Source organism: Clostridium sp. MB05 (assembly GCF_046581255.1).
GTDB lineage: Bacteria > Bacillota > Clostridia > Clostridiales > Clostridiaceae > Clostridium.
The window spans coordinates 2,851,495-2,872,478 of the sequence record NZ_CP174370.1; the positions used below are offsets into that span (position 1 = coordinate 2,851,495).

At 28.2% G+C, this 20,984-nt stretch carries 18 protein-coding genes; 2 read left to right on the plus strand and 16 right to left on the minus strand.

Annotated features, from left to right (window positions below):
* Window positions 1–153: 153 nt before the first annotated feature.
* From ACH36K_RS13360 to ACH36K_RS13385, 6 genes are all read right to left on the minus strand, one after another.
* Window positions 154–1,566: an aminotransferase class I/II-fold pyridoxal phosphate-dependent enzyme gene (locus ACH36K_RS13360; RefSeq protein WP_411168108.1), complete on the minus strand. Its 1,413-nt coding sequence runs from the start codon at window positions 1,564–1,566 to the stop codon at window positions 154–156.
* Between the two features lie 27 nt (window positions 1,567–1,593).
* On the minus strand, window positions 1,594–2,808 hold the full coding sequence (locus ACH36K_RS13365) for a M16 family metallopeptidase (RefSeq protein WP_411168109.1): 1,215 nt from the start codon (window positions 2,806–2,808) through the stop codon (window positions 1,594–1,596).
* An 87-nt stretch (window positions 2,809–2,895) separates the two neighbouring features.
* Window positions 2,896–4,251, minus strand: coding sequence for a thioether cross-link-forming SCIFF peptide maturase (scfB, locus tag ACH36K_RS13370; protein WP_411168110.1), 1,356 nt, complete (start codon window positions 4,249–4,251; stop codon window positions 2,896–2,898).
* A gap of 73 nt (window positions 4,252–4,324) precedes the next feature.
* The gene (scfA, locus tag ACH36K_RS13375) at window positions 4,325–4,462 is read right to left on the minus strand and encodes a six-cysteine ranthipeptide SCIFF (RefSeq protein ID WP_016208429.1); all 138 of its coding nucleotides are present in this window, start codon (window positions 4,460–4,462) and stop codon (window positions 4,325–4,327) included.
* 72 nt (window positions 4,463–4,534) lie between these two features.
* Entirely contained in the window at window positions 4,535–5,572 is a 1,038-nt protein-coding gene (locus tag ACH36K_RS13380; RefSeq protein WP_411168111.1) for a galactose ABC transporter substrate-binding protein, read from the minus strand.
* 86 nt (window positions 5,573–5,658) lie between these two features.
* On the minus strand, window positions 5,659–6,693 hold the full coding sequence (locus tag ACH36K_RS13385) for a galactose ABC transporter substrate-binding protein (protein ID WP_411168112.1): 1,035 nt from the start codon (window positions 6,691–6,693) through the stop codon (window positions 5,659–5,661).
* A gap of 202 nt (window positions 6,694–6,895) precedes the next feature.
* Here ACH36K_RS13385 and ACH36K_RS13390 point away from each other — a divergent pair, with 202 nt between their 5' ends.
* Both ACH36K_RS13390 and ACH36K_RS13395 read left to right on the plus strand, forming a co-directional pair.
* Window positions 6,896–8,761, plus strand: a complete 1,866-nt coding sequence (locus ACH36K_RS13390) for a S8 family peptidase (RefSeq protein WP_411168113.1) — start codon at window positions 6,896–6,898, stop codon at window positions 8,759–8,761.
* Complete coding sequence (locus ACH36K_RS13395; protein WP_411168114.1) at window positions 8,754–10,472, plus strand: S8 family peptidase; 1,719 nt, start codon at window positions 8,754–8,756, stop codon at window positions 10,470–10,472. The genes ACH36K_RS13390 and ACH36K_RS13395 overlap by 8 nt, the downstream gene beginning before the upstream one ends.
* Window positions 10,473–10,696: 224 nt before the next feature.
* Here the strand turns inward: ACH36K_RS13395 and ACH36K_RS13400 are convergent, their stop codons facing one another.
* The 10 genes from ACH36K_RS13400 to ACH36K_RS13445 form a co-directional block, all read right to left on the minus strand.
* Window positions 10,697–11,371 (minus strand): potassium channel family protein, encoded by a 675-nt coding sequence (locus tag ACH36K_RS13400; protein ID WP_411168115.1) that lies wholly within the window; start codon window positions 11,369–11,371, stop codon window positions 10,697–10,699.
* A 13-nt stretch (window positions 11,372–11,384) separates the two neighbouring features.
* Window positions 11,385–12,677 carry a TrkH family potassium uptake protein gene (locus ACH36K_RS13405; RefSeq protein ID WP_411168116.1) on the minus strand — a complete coding sequence of 431 codons (1,293 nt, stop codon included), beginning with the start codon at window positions 12,675–12,677 and terminating at the stop codon, window positions 11,385–11,387.
* A 609-nt stretch (window positions 12,678–13,286) separates the two neighbouring features.
* The gene (locus tag ACH36K_RS13410; RefSeq protein ID WP_411168117.1) at window positions 13,287–14,024 is read right to left on the minus strand and encodes a YebC/PmpR family DNA-binding transcriptional regulator; all 738 of its coding nucleotides are present in this window, start codon (window positions 14,022–14,024) and stop codon (window positions 13,287–13,289) included.
* A 136-nt stretch (window positions 14,025–14,160) separates the two neighbouring features.
* Window positions 14,161–14,808, minus strand: coding sequence for a YigZ family protein (locus ACH36K_RS13415; RefSeq protein ID WP_411168118.1), 648 nt, complete (start codon window positions 14,806–14,808; stop codon window positions 14,161–14,163).
* Window positions 14,805–16,208, minus strand: a complete 1,404-nt coding sequence (locus tag ACH36K_RS13420; protein WP_411168119.1) for a PLP-dependent aminotransferase family protein — start codon at window positions 16,206–16,208, stop codon at window positions 14,805–14,807. Before ACH36K_RS13420 ends, ACH36K_RS13415 begins: the two co-directional genes overlap by 4 nt.
* Window positions 16,209–16,227: 19 nt before the next feature.
* Complete coding sequence (locus ACH36K_RS13425) at window positions 16,228–17,127, minus strand: nucleotidyltransferase domain-containing protein (RefSeq protein WP_411168120.1); 900 nt, start codon at window positions 17,125–17,127, stop codon at window positions 16,228–16,230.
* A 68-nt stretch (window positions 17,128–17,195) separates the two neighbouring features.
* The gene (locus ACH36K_RS13430) at window positions 17,196–17,795 is read right to left on the minus strand and encodes a hypothetical protein (protein WP_411168121.1); all 600 of its coding nucleotides are present in this window, start codon (window positions 17,793–17,795) and stop codon (window positions 17,196–17,198) included.
* A 37-nt stretch (window positions 17,796–17,832) separates the two neighbouring features.
* Entirely contained in the window at window positions 17,833–19,629 is a 1,797-nt protein-coding gene (hflX, locus tag ACH36K_RS13435) for a GTPase HflX (protein ID WP_411168122.1), read from the minus strand.
* A 178-nt stretch (window positions 19,630–19,807) separates the two neighbouring features.
* Window positions 19,808–20,386, minus strand: coding sequence for a TIGR00730 family Rossman fold protein (locus tag ACH36K_RS13440; RefSeq protein ID WP_411168123.1), 579 nt, complete (start codon window positions 20,384–20,386; stop codon window positions 19,808–19,810).
* A 77-nt stretch (window positions 20,387–20,463) separates the two neighbouring features.
* The gene (locus ACH36K_RS13445; protein ID WP_411168124.1) at window positions 20,464–20,919 is read right to left on the minus strand and encodes a DMT family transporter; all 456 of its coding nucleotides are present in this window, start codon (window positions 20,917–20,919) and stop codon (window positions 20,464–20,466) included.
* Window positions 20,920–20,984 lie beyond the last annotated feature (65 nt).

The following is a 20,984-nucleotide window of genomic DNA, read 5'->3' on the forward strand; positions in this document are numbered from 1 at the left end:
TTATTTTATAGTAAAGTCTCATTAACAGAATACGAAGCAAAATTAGAAGCATATATATTTTTTAATTTTATATATAAGTTCGTGTAATACTGAATTACTGATACTATAACAAAGTGTATTTACTTTAAATAAATTAATACACTTTATTAGAACTTATATATCTACTATTTTCACCTTGCTATCTATTACTCCAATTACAGTTAAATTGCTGCTTATATATTCATTTACTATATTTATAGCTTTTTTTGTAATTATTTCTCCAGGACAAATTAAAGGAATTCCTGGTGGGTATGGTATTAAGGCTTCCTTAGCAACTTTTCCTACAGCTTCTTCAATATTAATAATTATGTCTTTTAAAGTAAATACTTCATATGGTTCTAGTTTTTTAATTGGTGATATACTTGTATAATTTGTATTTTCTTTACCTACCTTTAAAAGGTTTAAGTCTAATTTTTCTATAGCCAAGTATATTCTTTCTAAATCTTCTACTGTGTTTGATGGAGAAAGAATTAAAACTATCCCTCTAGAGAAACTCATCTCAACTTGTATTTTATTATATCTTAAATAATCCAAAAGCTTATGTCCACTATATCCATCTTTTAAAATCATTAAATATCTACTTTTATCAATTGTATAACTTTTTTTCAAGTTATAATCACTTATTATTTCTACTTTGTTTAAGAAATTTATTTTATCTTTCCAATTTTCTGCCAACTCTATAAGAGTACCATAATCCTTATCCCCATAATTATCTAGATAATATCTTCCATAGTCTAAAGATGCCATTATTAAGTATGAAGGAGATGTTGTCATAAAAGCTCTTAGATAAAATTCTATATTACCTTCATCATTATTTACTAATAAATAAGCTCCTTGTGTTAAGCTTGGCAAAGTTTTATGTGCACTTAATACAACGTAGTCTCCAAGTTTAGCTAAGGACTTAGGTAAATTTTTATTCACTCCAAAATGAGCTCCATGGGCACTATCAATTATTACTTTTAAACCTTTTTCCTTTAAGGATTTTATAACTTTTTCTATATTATAAGATATTCCAAAATAATTTGGACTTGTAAGTATTATTCCCTTTGGTTTAGTTGATTTTTTTAAAGCCTCATTTATTTCATCTTCTGTTGGAGGTAAAAATATTCCTAAATTATCATCAACTACAGCATCAATATAAATCACTTTAAGCTTTCTTAAAATAATTCCATTATAAATTGATTTGTGACAATTCCTCTCTACTAATATTTCATCACCTTCTTTAAAAGCTGAAAATATCGAAGCTAAATTCCCAGCTGAACTTCCGTTTACAACAAAATATGCTTTTTTAACCTTATAAGTTTCTGCTAAAAGATTTTCTGATTCTCTTATAACACCCTCTGGACAATGCAAGTTATCCAATGGATCTACTTCAGTTATATCTAACTTCCCAAGATTATACATAAATTCTTTTCCTAAATCGTCTCTTAAAAATGCTTTTCCACTTTTATTTCCTGGCATAGATAAAATTAAATTATTTTCTTTATGATATTTTAATAATTCTTCTAATAAAGGTGCTTTTCTCATCTATTTCTCCTCACTAATACCTTTAATTCAGCTACATACTATCTCTATAGTCTTTGAGTTAAATACCTTTTTTACAACTTCATATATAAAACTTTTATCTATATTATCTATTTCATTAAATTCTTCTAGGTAAATATTTTCATCTCTAAACATAGTATTGTAAGTAGATAATTCTTTTGCTAGTATTATATTTTGTTCTTCCCTAAACAGCCTTTTAAGTTTCATTGTCTTTATAAATATAGCTAAGTCTTCTTTTGTTATTTCTTCTTTAAATCTATCTATATCTTTTATACACTCATCTATTAAATCTAATGATTTCTCTAAGTTTTCCTTAGAAGTACTAAAATTAATTTTATAAAGTTTTATATATTTTTCAAAAGCTATTTTAGTTAAAACATCATAAACAAGTCCATTCTTTGTCCTTAACCTATCATATAGCAACGAATCTACTCCTTCTCCAAAATACTCATTAAATATTCTTAAGGCCTTAATTTCCTTATTGCTTAGCTCATCTATTGGAAATATAATCTCAACTTTACAGGTATTTGTTCCTTCTTTTAAGTCTTTATAAGTAGTGACATTTGGTTTCTCATAAATAATCTCTTTATCTGTGTCATTATTCTTTCTTTTCCAATCTTGAAAATACTTTTCTATTAACTCTGTAACTTCATTAAAATCTAAAGAAGATACTACAGCTATAGAAGTTTTACTTGGCAAGTAATTGCTTTGATAAAAATCTTTTAAATCCTTTAAGGTTATATTTTTTAAACTTTCTTCTGTTCCTATTATTGGATACTTTATTCTTCTATCATTAAAACTATTAAAAAATAATTTATCTTCACAATATTGCTCAAGATCTTCATCCCATTCTTTTAACTCTTCTTTTATTACATCCATTTCTTCCTTAAAGCCTTTTGGAGAGAATTTTGGTCTTAAAATTATATCTGAAAATATTTCTACTCCTTTTTCAAAGTCTTCCTTTAACATAGTTCCATAATAAATAACATATGGATAATTTGTCATTGCATTTTGGAATCCAAAAGTTTGACTTAAGGCTTTATTTATTTCCTCTTCACTTCTTTTATTTGTCCCCTTATAAATCATATGTTCTGTTGCGTGAGCTAAACCAAGCAACTCTTCTTCCTTACAAGCTCCTGCATCTATTGATATACAGATAGATGTTAACATTGATGTTGTTCTTTTATATATAACTTCTAAATTATTTATTAATTTATATTTCATAAGGTCCCCCTATAATTTTATTAATTATATAATAATATAAAAAGTTGGTATTTGAACATACTCAAATACCAACTTTTATATTTAAAATTATTCTGCCTTTAAAGCAATTGCACATTCAATTCTCTTCTTTTGCATTTTACAACCAACTTCATAAGGTATTTTCATATCTCCATTGAAGCTAAAGTTATTTGCTTGGCATCCTCCACTACAATAGAATCTTGCCCAGCAATCTCTACATTTAGGCTTATTATATATATGAGCTTTTTTAAATTCTTTGCCAAGATCTTTTTTGTATGTATCATCATATATACTTCCAAGCTTAAACTCTTCTTTTCCTACAAATTGATGACATGGATATACATCTCCTTGTGGTGTTATTGCTACATACTCAAAACCTGCTCCACAACCTGAAATTCTCTTGTAAACACAAGGACCTCCATTAAGATCTACGTTAAAATGATAGAAATTATATTCTCCATTTTTTTCTCTTTTTCTTCTTGCCATATCTTCATATAGCTTATCATAATTCTTCATTATTTCTGATAAATCTTCTTCTCTTAATGCAAGAGGATGTCCCTTTTCTAAAACAACTGGTTCAATAGAAACTTCATCAAAGCCCTCATTTACCATAGCCATTACATCTTCAAAGAAATCAGTATTTGCTCTTGTAAATGTTCCTCTAACATAATACATCTTACCAGACGTTCTCTTTTTAATCATTTTCTTTATATTTGGAAGTATATCATCATAAGATCCACTTCCATCAACTTTTATTCTTACATTATCATTAACACATTTTCTACCATCTAATGAAAGTATGATATTTCCCATTTCTTTATCCATGAAATCCATCATTTCATCATTTAAAAGAGTAGCATTAGTAGTCATTGTAAATCTTATATTTTTCTTCCACTCTTTTTCATTTTCTCTAGCATACTGTATTATTTCTTTTACAGTATCCATAATCATAGTTGGTTCTCCACCAAACAAATCTATTTCTATATTTCTTCTTGGACCACTTCTTTTAACTACATATTCTATTGCTTTTTTAGCAGTTTCTATGGACATAACTCCCTTATGGCCATTATACTCTCCTTCATCTGCAAAGCAATATTTACATCTTAAATTACATCCATGAATTATATTTAGACAAACTGCTTTTATATAATCTCTATCTTCCATTGATCCATGAGCTATATCTTCATATTTATCTTCTGAATATAATAAGCCATCTTTAACAAGCTCCATTATTTCATCATAGGCTTCTATAATCGTATCTCTTTCATATTTATTACATAAAAGCTTTAATGTTTCTTCTTTATCCTTCATTCCATCATCATGTACTAAATCATACACTAGCTCGTCCACTATATGAACAGCTCCTGTGTTTACATCTAATATAAAATAATTATCACCTTGTTTAAATTTGTGTATTAAAGACATTTTCCATCCCTCCAAAAGCTTTGCTTCAACTAAAAAGTAAGCAGCAACTTATTTGTTGCCGCTTTCTTGTTAATTAGTTTTCACACTCTAAGTTTGCAACTGTACATGAAGTTTTGCAAGCTGATTGACATGAGTTAGCACATTCTTTACAACCAGGTTTTACTAGGCTGTTTTTAATATTAGTCTTATTGATTGTCTTGATATGTTTCATGATTATACTCCCCCATTCTTCCAAAATACTCCACGATTATATCATAAAAATTTTACTTGTTAAAGATAAAATTTATAGATTTGGTGAATTTCTTATTATGTAACCCTTATATGGTATTCTAATGGCTACACCTGTTGAATCAAATTTATAATCTGTATCACTTAGTGGTTTCTTGTTTTGCGCTAAATTCATTCCTATTCTATAAAGAGCTTCAGCCATTCCCTCTGCATCTTGTATTACAGTTCCTGTCATAAGTCCATTTTCTATTAATTTTTTTGCTTCATCTATACCATCTATGCCTACAACTGGAATATATTTATTAGGATCTCCCATATTATATCCTTTTTCCTGAAGGGCCATAATAGCTCCTATTGCCATTTCATCATTGTTAGAAATTATTAATTCTATGGTATCTCCATATCCCAAAAATAATGATTCTACTCTAATTCTTGCACACTCTTTATCCCAATTACAAAACTCTGATGCTATTTGACTAGATTGAATCCCTTTTTGATTTATTGTTCTTATAACACATTTACTTCTATCTTGTGCTTCTAAATCATTTTTTTCTCCCTGTAATAACACATATTGTATTTTATTATCTTCATTTCTATCTATTATATTTCTATTATTCCATTCTTTTACTATCATTTCTCCTTGTAAATTCCCTGATTCACAACCTTCCGTTCCTATATATAAAGATTTACCATAAGATTTAATCCCATTTAATGATAATGGTTCCCCACTAAAAAGTATTATGGGTAGGTTATTTTCTTTTGCTTTATTTATTACAGTATCTGATTGATTTATATCTACAAGATTTACTAATATAAGATCTACTTTATTATTTATAGCCTCATCAATTTGCTTATTTTGTACTTCTTGATTTGATTTTCCATCATAAAATATAAAATCTACTATATCCTTATTATCATTTTCTATTTTTAACAACTCATCTCTTACTAAAGAAATAAAATAGTCATCTTCTTTATATATTAATACACCTACTTTTATAGGGCCTTTATTAATAATATCAGCATTTGTATTGGTACTATATATTCCAATAATCATAACTATAATAATGCTACTTAATAGTACTATCTTCTTCATTTTATCCTCCCTATATATTACCTTGAAATTTACTTTAACTATAAATTAATTTATAATATAATTTTTTTAATCTTATTATTTTTTATTTATGATTTTAATAAATTTTTTGTTATGTAATTACCATAAGGTATCATAACTCTTGCTCCTGTTTCATCAAATTTATATTCTGTATCCTTTAATGGTTCTTTTCCTTGAACTAAATTCATTCCTATTGTATAAAGTGCTTTTGCCATACCTTCAGAATCTTGTATAACTGTACCTGTCATAGCTCCACTTTGTATTAGATCTTTTGCTTCCTTTGTTCCATCTATACCTACAACTGAAATATGCTTTTTAGAACCTTCCTTATTATAGCCCATTTCCTGAAGAGCCATAATAGCTCCTATTGCCATTTCATCGTTATTAGAAATTATCAGTTCTATGGTATCTCCATATCTTGAAACTAATTCTTTCATTTTAATTCTTGCACATTCTTTTTCCCAATTGCAATATTCTGATGCAATTTCATTAGTTCTTAGTCCACTTTCTTTAATTGTTTTTATAACACAACTACTTCTAGCTTGTGCATCTAAATTGTCTTTTTCTCCCTTTAATAAAACATAGTCTATAATGTTATCATAATTTCTATCTATTATATTTTTATTTTTCCATTCATCAATTATCATTTGTCCTTGTATATTTCCTGAGTCACAAGCTTCTGTTCCTATATATAAAGATTTTCCATAGGATTTAATACAATCCATTGAAGAAGGTTCCCTATGAAAAAATATTATAGGTATATTATTTTCTTTTGCTTTATTTACTGGTAAACATGATTTTTTTAAATCTACTAGATCTAATAATATAAGGTCTACCTTCTCGTTTATAACTTCATCTATTTGTTGATCTTGTAATTCTTGATTTCCTTTTCCATCATAAAATATAAAGTCTATCTTATCCTTATTTTCATTTTCTATTTTTAATAAATCATTTTTTAATGAAGAAATATAGTAATCATCCTCTCTGTATAATAATACGCCTATTTTTATAGGAGCTTTCTCTAGCTCTATAGCTCTAATTTTATTAGTACCTGTTATTAAAATTATTAAAATTATACTACTAAATATAAATAACTTTTTCATTTTTCCTCCATGCTAAACCTATGTTATCTTATAATAATTTTTCTGCAAAGCAATTTAAATCTTTAAATATAGTATAGATCATATATATCTATTTAATACTATTTTTAATTTTTATTATTTAAAATGGTTACTAGGTTATAATTATTGACCTTATATAATACATATTATATAAGGTCAATAATTATATTTTAGGAGTCTATATATGAATAGTAGAAAACAATGTAGTTTATTTTATGATCCTAATGCAGGAAATTACTTAATCCAATATCGCGGAAATTTTAAAGAAGAAATAGATAAAGTATCTTATGCTTGTGGTGCTATCATTACAAATACAATTGGAGTAATTGCAGTTAATGAAAATGATTTAAGTAGATTAAGAAAAGATGTACCATCTATAGTTTATGTTGATTTCCGTTCTGGGGCAGTTTTGCAGGATATTTCACCTTCCTATGCTGATAACATAAATAATATAAAGATAAATCCTTATTTAGATTTAACAGGTAAAGGTGTTATAGTTGGAATTATTGATACAGGAATAGACTATTTAAATCCTGAGTTTATTAGAGAAGATGGTACATCTAGAATACTTAGCATTTGGGATCAAAGTATAAATGAATATGAACACCCTGAATTCTCTAAGCCAAATAATGATTTATATATAGGGCAAAGATATTCTAACGAAGAAATTAATTCTGCAATACTGGCTTCTAAAAATAACCAAGACCCCTATGCTATTGTCCCTTCAAAAGATGAAGTTGGCCATGGAACAAAAGTTGCTGGAATAATTGGTGCTAGAGGCTATACCAGTGAAATTCAAGGAGTTGCACATGACTGTGATTTTGTTGTGGTAAAACTTTTTGAATCTTCAAACTTAAAAAAAATAATACGTGAAAATGGTTTAGTTCCTCCTCCTGTTTATAATATTTCTGAACTTGTATCTGCATTAGAGTTCTTAAAAAATGAATTTTTTAGATTAAATAGACCTATGGTTATGTATCTTGGAGTTTCCTCTTCAGAAGGTGCTCATGACGGTGGTAGCTTAGTATCTAGATATTTAGCTCAATTTGGAAATTTAAGAGGTATATGCTTAGTTTCTGGAGTAGGTAACGAAGGTGCTGCACAAGGTCACGTTTCTGGAAACATGACACATGTAGGAGATGTTTCTGTTCAAGAACTAAATGTACCAAGAGATTTAAAGCGTCTTACTTTTAATATATGGATTCGAATTCCTAATAGCGCATCTATAAATATAGTATCACCTAGCGGTGAATCTACTAAAATAATAAAACCAAAAACTAATAAAATTGAAACATATAAATTTGTATTTACAAATACAGAAGTTACCATTAGATACTTTACTCCAGAAAATTTTACTGGACATGAAGTTATAAACGTAACATTTCGAGATATACGTTCAGGAATATGGAGAATAGAATTAATAGGATTTTATATTATAGATGGAAGCTACCATATATGGTTACCTTCACATAATACAATACCAGAAGGTTTAGTATTTTTAAATCCCAATCCATTTAGTACTGTTACCGTTCCGGCTACAGCTAGAGGTGTTGTTACTGTAGCATACTTAGGACCTAACAATTCTATTGTCGCTTCTTCTGGTAAAGGATTTAATACTAATGGTTTAATAAATCCTGATGTAGCTACAATAGGAATTAATGTTTTAACTATAGATACTTCTGGAAAAGTTACTACACTATCTGGTAGTTCTGCTGCTTCTTCTATAGTTGCTGGTGCTTGTGCTCTTCTTTTAGAATGGGGAGTTGTAAAAAGAAATGACCCAACTATGTATTCTATAAAAATTCGAAGTTATTTGCTCTATGGTGCTACTAGAAACGAAATTTATAAATTTCCAAATAGAGAAACAGGTTATGGTGAATTTAACTTACTTGGTACATTTAATGTTATAGGAGGAATATATAGTAATGTAAGAAATTCTTTAAATAATTCAAATAGAAGTATTGACTTTAAAAATGAATTTATAGAGTTTAATATTAATAAATTAGTTGTAAGAATTCCTAGAAATATGCTGGAGGTTTTAGATGAATAGAAATCCACCAATTAAAGAAAATATTTTTAAAGATCCAACTTATTCTCATTATGTTGTTCAATATCAGGGTGATATTGAAAAGGAATTTTTAAATTATCCTACTTATTATGTAAACATTATTAATGATAGATATGCTATAATTTCTTTGCCTGAAGAGGTTCAAGAGATATCAGAGCTTCCTTATTTTAGTACTATTGTAGCTATTAAACCTTATGATATGTATACACTCCAAGAAATATCTCCACTGGAGGCATCCCAAGCAAGCTTTTTACAACTAAATCTTCCTTTGAACTTAACTGGCAGAAACACCCTTGTGGCAATTATAGATACTGGAATAGACTATTTAAATGAAGAATTTATGGATTATGAGGGCAATACTAGAATCGAATATATTTGGGATCAAACTCTTGATTTTATTGATAGACCTAATCGTATTAAGGTTCCATTTGGAGTAACTTATTCTAAAGAAGATATACAAGAAGCAATAAATTTATCTAAATCAGGCGGAGATCCTTATAGCATAGTTCCTAGTAAAGATGAAATTGGTCATGGAACTGAAATGACTGGAATAATTGGATCTACTGGTAAAAACCCTCTATTAAGAGGAGTTGTACCTAATTGTAAATTCGTTGTAGTTAAACTCATTGAAGACTACGGATTTCAAAAGCAATTTAATATAAAGATACCTACTTTTAATGTAACATCAGTTTTTTTTGCATTAAATTTTTTATCTAAGTATCAATTAATGTCTTCTTTTCCTATGGTCATATATTTCCCTCTTGGGACTAGCTTAGGAAGTCATAAAGGTAATGATTTATTATCAAAATATATAGATAGCATTTGTCTAATTAGTGGCATAGTTGTTGTTAGTGGAACTGGTAATGAACGTGCTTCTGGCGGCCATGCTTCTGGAGTGCTTTCCACTAGTGAACCCACTAGAACAATAGAATTAGATGTATCTCCAGAACAAGAAAATATAATAGTTGAAATTTGGACTGAACCTCCTAATATAATATCCCTTGACATTATATCTCCTTCTGGAGAAAACACTGGTATAATAAATCACTTAATAAATACAACTACAACTTATACTTTCCTATTTGAAAAAACAGAATTGAAAGTTAATTACTATATCCCTGAAGAAAGCTCAGGTTCTCAATTAATAAGAGTTCGTTTTTCTAAGCTACAACCTGGTATATGGATATTTAGAGTAATTGGAGATCTTATTTTAGATGGAGTCTTTAATGCATGGATTCCTCAACAAGGTATATCTGTTGGTGGTACTCATTTTATTCCTGAAGATCCTTATGGTACTATTACTAGTCCTGGGAACGCTACAGTTCTAGTAACTGCTGCTGCATACAATCAAAATAATAATAATATATTAAATTATTCTGGTATGGCCTTTAATACTAATTATGCAGGTGTTATAGATGTTGCTGCTGGTGGAGTAAACGCCCTTACAGTTGCTCCTAACAATAAAACAGCTATTGTAAATGGTACTAGTGTAGCTGCTGCAATAGTTTCTGGAGCATGTTCAATGCTATTTGAATGGGGTGATGTTCAAGGTAATAACCCAAATATGTATGCACAAACTATAAAAGCTTATTTAGCTAGAGGGGTAACTCAAAGACCTGGAGACGTATATCCAAACCCTCAGTGGGGATATGGAATACTTAATATTTTTGTAATGTTCCAAAATATAACTTAATATACTATAAATTATAATATATATACTTTTTTCATAATTTAAAATTAAAATCCTATTGAAAGATACACAATATATTGATATCATAAAAATACGTTTTAGTATCTTCCAAGGGGAGTGAAAAAACAATACACAATATATTTGTGGAGAGTGATTTGGGCAAGTCACTCTTTTTTATTATATTTTAAAAATAATAAGGTCCATAAAAATAGACCTTATTATTTTGATTATTTACTATTTAAATATTCTTCAAAATTTCTTATATTATTTTTCTTTCCTATAACTACAATTAAATCATTTTCTCTTAAAATATAATTTGGATCAACTTCTATTATAGTTTCTTCGCCTCTTTCTAAAGCTATAATATTCAAGTTAAAATCATTACGTATTTTAGATTTTAGTATTGTCTTTCCATCTATCTTAGAGGTTACTTTTAATTCCTCTATATGAATATCATTATTTAATTCAATAAACTCTAAGGCTTCCTCATTTAACAATCTATTTGCAATTCTTATAGCCATATCATTTTCTGGATATACAACTTCAGCACCTATTTTCCTTAAAACACAACCTTGCTCATAAGTTGTCGCTTTAGAAATAACTCTATTTACACCCATATTAATAACATTTAACGTAGTTAATATACTTACATCTATCTTTTCACCTATACATACAAATACAGTTTCGCAATTTTGAATACCCGTCTCTTCTAAAGTTTCTTTATCTAGATTATTAACTACAAATGCATTTTCTGTAAGTGATCTAATTTGTTTTATCTTATTTTCATCACTATCTAAAACTATGACTTCCTTTCCAGCTTCTATTAATGTTCTTGCAAGTGCAAATCCAAATCTTCCTATACCAATTATCCCAAACTCTACTACAAACCTATGATTAAACATATATTTCTCTCTCCTATCCTATTATAACTGCTTCTTCTGAAAAATAAGCATTTGATGCTTCCCTAAAAGACCAAATAGTTGCTATTGTCATCGGTCCTAATCTTCCTATAAACATAATTAATGAAATAATAATCTTACTTAAATCAGTAAGATCAGGAGTTATTCCTGTTGATAATCCTACAGTGCCAAAAGCACTGGTTACCTCAAATAATAATTGCATAAAAGTATAATTAGGCTCTAATATACTTAATATAAATGTTCCCATACATACAACAAACATAGCTAGCAAAGTAATATTAAAAGCTTTAAACACTATATTAGTAGGAATTTTTCTTTTAAATGCAGTGCAATGTTTATTGGTAGATGTACTATAAATACTTCTACATAACGTAAAAAAAGTAGTTGTCTTTATTCCTCCTCCAGTTGATCCTGGGGATGCTCCTATAAACATTAAAACAACTAATACAAATAATGCTGCATTTGTAAAGTTTCCTAATGAATAAGTGCTAAATCCAGCTGTTCTAGCAGATGTACTAAAGAAGAATGCTCCAAGCCATGATATATCTTCTGTAAGTTTTAAAAGTATAGTTCCCCCTAATAATAATATTCCTGTCATAGTAAGAACTACTTTTGTATGTAAACTAAACTTCTTAAAAGACTTCTTTAGAATTATCTCTTTAATTACTAAAAATCCTAATCCACCAAATATAATTAATCCGCAAGTAGTTAAATTTAACAGTACATTATTTTGATAAGGTATTAAGTTTCTTAACCCTCCTAGTATATCAAACCCTGAATTATTAAATGCCGCGATTGAGTGAAATACACTAATACCTAAGGCATCCATTGGTGAATAATCCTTTGAAAATACTATATAACTTAATATTGCTCCAATAGTTTCAAATATCAACGTCATCATTAAAACTGACTTGACTAATTTTACAAGTCCTTTCATTGAATCTAAATTCATAGCCTCCTTTATAAGAGTTCTTTCTTTTATACTAACCTTTTTCCCCATTAGTAAAATAAATCCAACGCCAACAGATGTAACCCCAAGACCTCCTATTTGTATTAATAAAGCTACAACAGTTCGTCCAAATACAGTAAATGTATCAGCTGTATCCACAGCTATTAACCCAGTTACACAAACTGCACTAGTTGATGTAAATAAAGCATCTACAAAAGAAACTTCAACTCCATCATTTATTGATATTGGAAGTTTTAATAATATAGCTCCTAGTAAAATTACAGTTAAAAATCCCAATACAATAATTCTTCCTGGTTTAATTTTTTTCATTAATTTCATTAAAGTCCACTCCCTCTTGGATACAATATATCCCTTAATTACAATTAGTAACCAAGATTTTTATGATTAATTATATATAAATCAATATATACTGTCAATTCGGTTATTTATATACATATTCCATTAAAAAGTCATCTATAATCAAATATCACCTTCTAGTTAGCTTATATTTATAAAATACTGCAAATATATGCATATATTAATTAATAAGTGTTCTGGTAAATAATGTTTTATAATAAAAAAGTCGCCAAGGCAAGCTTGCCAAGCCGTCGACTTTTTTCGCGCATGTGCATTTAAATGACACTCCAAATTTTATATTTGGTTAGTTGAAGTTAAAATACTTAGTGCTAGAAGCTTGCCTGAGGTAAAATCTTGCACACGCACTTTATTCTATTTTCTACTGTATAGTACTAACTTTAATAACTTATATTATATAAATAATTTATCTACAAATTTAAAAAATATAATTTCCTATAGAGTAAAAAAAATACCTTCTTACCAATATTTAAATTGATAAGAAAGTATTCATATATCATAAAACTTTACTTAAAAATACGTACATCATACTTTAGTAAACTACATATACTTACCTGAAGCCTTAATATTCTTCTATTCTTCCCATCCTTCAGGGAATTCAGCATTATGATAAACATCTGTAACATCATCGTCATCATCAAGAAGGTTTAACATCTTTTGGAACTTCTTAGCATCATCTTCATTTATAGCAGTATATGTATCTGGTATCATTTTAACTTCTGCTTCTAAGAATTCTAATCCTTCTGCTTCTAATGCTTCCATCACTGTACTAAAATCTTCTGGTGTAGTAGTAACGATAAACACTTCCTCTTCTGCTGCGAAATCTTCTGCACCAGCATCTAAAGCTAACATCATTACCTCATCTTCATCTTTATCTTCTCTTTCAATAACAATTTCACCTTTTTCTTGGAACATAAAGCTAACACATCCTGTTGCTCCCATGTTACCACCACCTTTTGTAAAGGCACTTCTTACATTTCCTGCTGATCTATTTTTATTATCTGTTAAAGTTTCAACTATTACAGCTACTCCTGATGGACCATAACCTTCATAAACTATTTTTTCATAATTTACTGATGCAAGTTCTCCTGAAGCTTTTTTTATAGATCTTGTTATTGTATCATTAGGCATGTTTGCTGCCTTTGCTTTTGCAATTACATCTCTTAATTTTGGGTTAGTGTCGGGCACAGGACCACCATTTTTAACTGCAATAACTATTTCTTTACCTAACTTTGTAAAGACCTTTCCTCTTTTAGCATCTGCTTTTCCTTTTTTGTTTTGTATATTATGCCATTTTGAATGTCCTGACATTTTTATTCCTCCCAACATCTATCGAAAAATTTTTGTAAACATATTGGAATTATAACACAATTATATTATCATGACAAATATTCATTGTTAATAAAACTAGTCTTCAAATAGAGAACTGGCTCTTCTATAAAAGAATTTAAATTATTTTATATAATCTATTTTCTTCCTTAAAATAAATTCCTTCATCTCTTTTATTTACTGATATCTTACCATTAGTTAACTCAATCATTTCATTTTCTATATTTTTAGATGATTCTACTTCAGCTAATATATGAACTACAACTTTATCTGTATATTCAGTATCCTCTATATACCAATTATTTTCATTACATATATATTGAACCTTTCCTAACATATCGTAGTCCATATTAAACAATAATCTTATTCCTTGTACTTTTTCTACTACTCCACCTGCTTTAAGTGCAATAGAAGCACCTTTTGTATATGCTCTTGTAAGTCCACCTGCCCCTAATAAAATGCCACCGTAATATCTTGTTACTACAATTGCACAGTCTGTTACATTACTTTTTTTCATTACTTCTAATATTGGTATTCCAGCTGTTCCTTGTGGCTCTCCATCATCACTATATCTCTGAACCACCATATTTTCTCCTATAACATATGCCCAACAATTATGAGTAGCCTGCTTGTGTTTATTCTTAATTTCTGCTATAAAAGCTTTTGCTTCTTCTTCACTTTCACATCTCTTTGCATAACCTATAAACTCTGACTTTTTTTCTATAAATTCATCTTCTCCAAAATCTCTTATAGTAATGTAACTCATTTAAGCTCCTCCTTTATTATTTTTATCCCTTTTACTATTTTTTCTTTGCTTACTTGTGAGAAACTAATTCTAAAAAAATAATCTCCCCTATTTGAATCTTTGAAAAATATTACTCCTGGTGTAATATAAACATTTTTTTTCTTTAGCTTATAAAAAAGCTCCTTTGATGTTAAATTTTTATCTTTCAACTTTATATAAAAATAAAGTCCCCCTTTAGGATCCATATATGTTGCTTTATCTAATAATTCATTTTCAATTATATTTTTCATAATTTCATATTTTGACTTATATTCTTTACATTGATAAGCTATGTGCTCTTTCCAATACCCTTCTCTTATATATAGCTCTAATGCTCTTTGCATAAGACTAGATGTTGCAATATCTGTATTAATCTTAGATGTTTGCATACTTTCTGTAAATGAATCTGGTATAACCATGTATCCAAGCCTTATCCCAGGTAAAAATATTTTTGAGAAGCTCTTTATATAAACTACTCTTTCATATTTATCTAATTTTTTTAAAGGTTCATGAATTATATTATTATCATATATAAGTTCTGATAAGTAATCATCTTCTATAATATAAAAGTCATATTTTTTAGCTAATTCTAGTAATCTTAACTTTTTTTCAAGACTATAGCTTATACCTGTAGGATTATGAAAATAACTCATTGTATAAAAACAACTAATTTTATTTTTCTTTAATATCTCTTCAAATGCTACTAAGTCTATTCCATCTTCTTTTATTTCTACTTCAAATATATTAGCTCTTCTCCATTTAAATACAGAAATAGCTCCGCCATAAGTTGGTCTTTCTACTATAACATTATCATTTATATTAACTATTGCTTTAGAGGCTATATCTATTCCTTGTTGTGCACCAGAAACAATTAATATATTATTTAAATCTAAAGAATTATTCCAAAATGACTTATTTATAGTTCTTCTGAGCTTTTCATAGCCAAGTGGTTCTTTCATTATTAAGGCATTAGCTCCGTCTCTATCTAATACTTCATTTATTACATTTTTAAACTCTTTTATAGGAAAATAAACTTCTGTATTTGTTTCTCCAGAAAAGTCTATAATATTTTCTAAATCATTAGGTAATAAGCTTTTAAATATCCTAGAATATTCTCTACTAAACATTGATATTATTTCTTTTCTTTTAGCATATGTCCCTGAACCAACCTTTTGATATGCATATCCATCTCCTTTTAACTTTTTATATGCATTTACTATGGTTACATTGTTCACCCTTAAATTATTAGCCAAGTCTCTTATAGTAGGTAATTTTTCTCCATCATTTATATCTTTGTTATCTATTAACTTTTTTATATAATTAGCTATTTGTATATATTTAGGAATATCCTCTTCAAACGATATATTAAAAATGTCTTTCATATTTCCCCCAAAGCTTTATTTAATCTTTATAGCTATAAACATTTTCCATTGCTAGTAAACTCCCATAAGAATCTCTAAACTCTCTTTTACTCTTAATTACCATACTATTTTTACATAGTACTTTTAAAATATCTTCTACTTTAACATCAAAATTCACAAAATACTTATCACTCTTAATCTCATAAGCACTTAAAGGACGATCTTTCTCTCTTAAAAATTCTAGTATTTCTTTTGAAGCTTTTTCTATATTGTAATCTAGATATGTTTCTATATAGGTTAGTACACTTTTTATATTCTCATCATTCATTTCCATATAAAATAAATTTCTAACTTTTTCATTTAACTCATCATTTAAGTTACATGCCATATTTAATGAATCCTTGCTAACAGAATATCCGTTAATACTTAAGTAAAGCTTTGAAAAATTGTCTAAAGCTCTTATAAGAAGTTCATATGACGTATAGCTTCCTCCTGTACTTAAATACTTCTTACATACTCCTATTTCCTTTAAAAGATTGCCTAAATAAACTAAATTCCATCTTCCTTTATCCGAATCTATAGTATATAAAACTTTTTGGTATAATTCAGATATTTCATAATCTATTGAATATATAAGTTTTGATGATAATAATGAATTTCTTACTACACCTCTTTTTCCTGATTCATAATAGTCTTTTTTAAAAGCTTCTTTACTTAGAAATTTTATATGTATGGGTATTCCCATAATTTCTGAATATACATCTCTAACTTCTTGAAAATCATCCTTGTATATTGCAAATAAATCTATATCTGATTCTTCCCATAGGTCACCAGTAACCATGCTACCAAATACAAATATAGCTAAAATATTTTTATTTTTTATAAGAATTTCTGTAATTTCTTTATAAGCATTTTGGTAATCTATTATTGCTTTTGCCACACCTTATCCCCCTATTTACATATTATTGTATTATTACAATCAATTATATAAAAAAACTGTAATAAAGTCTAATCTTTATCACAGTCTTCATCTTTTTCATTATTAGTGTAATATTCATCTAAAGCATCAAAACATGATTTATAGTTGCTAGGTAATCCTCCACATCTTTCTATATCATCTTCAACTACTCTTCTATATACAGCATTTCTTTTCTTTAAAGTATCTAATATGCAATAAGCTTCCTTCATTAATTCATAAGTTAAGTCTACTGATAATTTTATCTGTCTTTTTTTTGCATAAGCGTTAGACTGTAAATTTTGAGCTGCTATAGATACACCTTCTGCTGATGCGGATAAAAAATATACTTCATCTAATAATGGTCTAACTTTTCTATCATAAAAAATTCTTTCTTCTTCTCCACCTATAAGTAGTGATGCTACATTTGTTTGAATATTATTTACTGCAGCTGATAATGCTGTTATCCTTGCTACTCTCTCATCTAAAGGATTAACTTGTTCATCATTTAGTATTTGCGAAGCGGGATTTCCATTTGCATCTACATTATTTTGTATATCATTTCCTGCATTTGCTACTTCACCCTCCTCAGCAACTACATCATTTTCATTAGCTGATGAATCTATAGAAATTTCATCTAATATCCCATTCACTTAATCATCTCCATAACTTGCTTGTTACAGTATATTCTTAAGAAAGTACCTTTATTATAAAAGCATTTGATTTGTTGTAAACTTCATCATCTACCTCAACTATCATAAAGGTTCCATTATCCTTATAATCTTCTTCTAAAACTCTTCCATTTCTATGAAGATATGAATTTATATCACTCCTATCGTAAGGAATTAGATATTCACATTTTTTCATTTTATATGGTAAATTTTCTTCTATTAAATCTAAAAGATTATCTAACCCTATCTCTTCTTTAGCAGATATTTCTATTATTTTATAGTTAGATAAAGACTCTTTAACCTGCTCTATTTGTTCTTCTGAAGCCTTATCTATTTTGTTTAAAACAATAATAGTTTCTTTTTCTTTTGCTCCAAGCTCTTCTAGTACTTCTTCTACAGCTTTTATTTGTTCAATTGCATAATCTGAAGCTGTATCTACAACATGACATAATAAATCAGAATAAATAACTTCTTCTAAAGTTGATTTAAAAGCCTCAACTAAATCATGCGGAAGTTTTCTTACAAAACCTACTGTATCTGTTATAGTAACTATGCCCTTGTTTTTTAATACGATAGATCTTGTAGTTATGTCTAATGTTGCAAACAACATATCTGCTTCAAAAACTTTTTCTTTCCCTTGAACTTCTTTTTGAGCAGCTACATCACAAAGCTTATTTCTAAGAGTTGATTTTCCCGCATTTGTATATCCAACTAAAGAAACCTTTGGAATACTTTCTTTATTTCTTTTTTCCCTTTGAACTTCTCTTATCTTCTTTATTTTTTTAAGCTCATCATTTAAATCATATATTGTTTCTTTTATATGTCTTCTATCTGTTTCTAATTTCTTTTCTCCTGGTCCTCTTGTACCTATTCCACCACCTGTTCTTGATAAAACAGTTCCAAGACCTTGTAATCTACCTAATCTGTACTTTAGTTGTGCAAGCTCAACTTGAATTTTAGACTCTTTGCTTCTTGCCCTTCTTGCAAATATTTCTAGTATCAAAGTTGTTCTATCTATTACTTTTGCTCCTATTGCAGATTCTAGATTTCTAACTTGAGACCCTGAAAGCTCATCATCAAAAATTATAAGATTTGCACGCTTACTTTGCCTTAAGCTTGCTATTTCTAAAACTTTTCCTTTACCTATATAAAAAGCTGGATCAATTTTACTCCTACTTTGATACATCATATCTAATACAGGTATATCACAAGCTTTTGTAAGTTCTCTAAGTTCCTCTAAGCTTTCCTTAGTGTCTGACCCAACTAAGATAGCTTTTTCACCTTCATCCTCTGCTATTTCTTTTTCTTTTATAATACTTTCCATATGTTGGATTTTATCTAATATATGAATTGAAAGTACTTGGTCTACTGAAAGATTTAATTTTTCTTCATAATCTAATAAATCATTAGTTATTGTAATCATTCCTAATGAACAGTCTATTATATTGCCCTCATGGACTCCTATTGCCATTATTGCATCTAGCTTTAACTTTAAAAGAGCTGATAAATCAAGGGCTGATAAATTTGAAAAACCATTAGGATGCGTATGTATAATTCTAACTCCAGATAATCTTTTTTCTCTTATATCTATCATAGCAACTTCTACTGAAGTTGAATCACCAATAGCAACAGAAACAACCTTTCCTCTTCTATCTACTGCAACGCTAATTTCTCTTTCTAAAATAGATGTCAATCTTGATATTATCTCTATTATTTCCCTGCTACAAACTTCATCTTTTAAAACCTTTACTTTATAAAGTCTTTCAAGTTCATCTAAATAAGACTTTTTAACACCATCTATATTTCCAAATATCATTAAATACCACCTCATCTTATACTATTAACAACTTTCATATAATTTTATACCATTAGCAGTTTCTTGTAAACCTAATTAGATAATACTAAAATTAAAGATAAAGTATATATTAACTACTATACAAAAAAGCCTTAAATATAAAATATAGCTCTTAGTAATAATTACTAAGAGCTATATTTTATATTATTTGATTCCATTTCTTTTCCATAGTAGGTGGAACATAGTTTTCCATTCTTTCTATTAATATTGATGGATCTTTAGATATTGATAGAAGTTTCATATTTGACTCCTTCATAAAGCCTTCTTGACAGGCACTTTCAAGTGTTTTTAAAAGATTATCAAAGAAATTTGATATATTTAATATTCCAATAGGCTTCTTATGAATCCCAATTTGAGCCCAGCTAAGCACTTCAAATAACTCCTCAAAAGTTCCTAAGCCTCCTGGAAGAGCTATAAACCCATCCGAAAGTTCAAACATAGTATGCTTTCTTTCATGCATATCATTAACTTCAATAAGCTTTGTTAAGGCATTATGAACTATCTCACCTGAAAAAAGTCCTTTAGGCATAACTCCTATTACCTTTCCATTATTTTTTAAAACCTCATTTGCTACTTCTCCCATAAGTCCTATTTGAGAGCCACCATAAACTAATTCAATATTATTTTTAGCTAATTCTTTACCTAGTAATTTAGCTACTTCTTTATATTCTGATTGTACTCCTAAATTAGATCCTGAATATACGCATATTCTTTTCATTAATATTACCTCCATTTATCTTTTTGTTATATTTCTATAAAGCAGTTTATAAAACTGCTATTTAATAATTCTAGCTATTAGTTAGCCTGAATTATATAAACACCTAAAACTAATACCATAACTCCTATTATTCTTATTGGAGTTATTAAGTGAATTTCATTTCCTAATATTCCAAAATGGTCAAAAATAACTGCCAGAACTATTTGTCCACATATAACGATACTTAACATATTAGCAAATCCAATTTTAGGAGGAACTAATATAGTCATAAGTATATAAAATGCTCCAAGTAATCCTCCCATAAGCATCCACCATTTTATGTTTTTAATATTGTTAATGTTAATACATGTAGTAGAACCATTTAATAATGAAAATATAAAAACTACTAAAAGCCCTAGAGCTCCTACACTAAAACTAATAAGAGATGAAAGTATGGGATTTTCTAATTTTAAACGGAGCCCTCCATTTATCCCTACTTGCAACGTTAAAGCAAATCCTGCTATTAATGATAGTAAATAATATGTAAATATCACACTGCCTCCTCCAATTCTTTTATTTATTGACTACGCTTCTTGAAGTAATTATAATTAATGCAATA

Bases quoted from the DNA above. Each gene is read 5' to 3' on its own strand.
- scfA (WP_016208429.1), bottom strand. From the start codon at position 4,462: ATGAAACATATCAAGACAATCAATAAGACTAATATTAAAAACAGCCTA.
- scfB (WP_411168110.1), bottom strand. From the start codon at position 4,251: ATGTCTTTAATACACAAATTTAAACAAGGTGATAATTATTTTATATTA.
- ACH36K_RS13420 (WP_411168119.1), bottom strand. From the start codon at position 16,208: ATGAAAGACATTTTTAATATATCGTTTGAAGAGGATATTCCTAAATAT.
- ACH36K_RS13415 (WP_411168118.1), bottom strand. From the start codon at position 14,808: ATGAGTTACATTACTATAAGAGATTTTGGAGAAGATGAATTTATAGAA.
- ACH36K_RS13365 (WP_411168109.1), bottom strand. From the start codon at position 2,808: ATGAAATATAAATTAATAAATAATTTAGAAGTTATATATAAAAGAACA.
- ACH36K_RS13395 (WP_411168114.1), top strand. From the start codon at position 8,754: ATGAATAGAAATCCACCAATTAAAGAAAATATTTTTAAAGATCCAACT.
- ACH36K_RS13360 (WP_411168108.1), bottom strand. From the start codon at position 1,566: ATGAGAAAAGCACCTTTATTAGAAGAATTATTAAAATATCATAAAGAA.
- ACH36K_RS13385 (WP_411168112.1), bottom strand. From the start codon at position 6,693: ATGAAAAAGTTATTTATATTTAGTAGTATAATTTTAATAATTTTAATA.
- ACH36K_RS13440 (WP_411168123.1), bottom strand. From the start codon at position 20,386: ATGAAAAGAATATGCGTATATTCAGGATCTAATTTAGGAGTACAATCA.
- ACH36K_RS13380 (WP_411168111.1), bottom strand. From the start codon at position 5,572: ATGAAGAAGATAGTACTATTAAGTAGCATTATTATAGTTATGATTATT.
- hflX (WP_411168122.1), bottom strand. From the start codon at position 19,629: ATGATATTTGGAAATATAGATGGTGTTAAAAAGTCTTATTTAGATGAA.
- ACH36K_RS13400 (WP_411168115.1), bottom strand. From the start codon at position 11,371: ATGTTTAATCATAGGTTTGTAGTAGAGTTTGGGATAATTGGTATAGGA.
- ACH36K_RS13390 (WP_411168113.1), top strand. From the start codon at position 6,896: ATGAATAGTAGAAAACAATGTAGTTTATTTTATGATCCTAATGCAGGA.
- ACH36K_RS13410 (WP_411168117.1), bottom strand. From the start codon at position 14,024: ATGTCAGGACATTCAAAATGGCATAATATACAAAACAAAAAAGGAAAA.
- ACH36K_RS13405 (WP_411168116.1), bottom strand. From the start codon at position 12,677: ATGAAATTAATGAAAAAAATTAAACCAGGAAGAATTATTGTATTGGGA.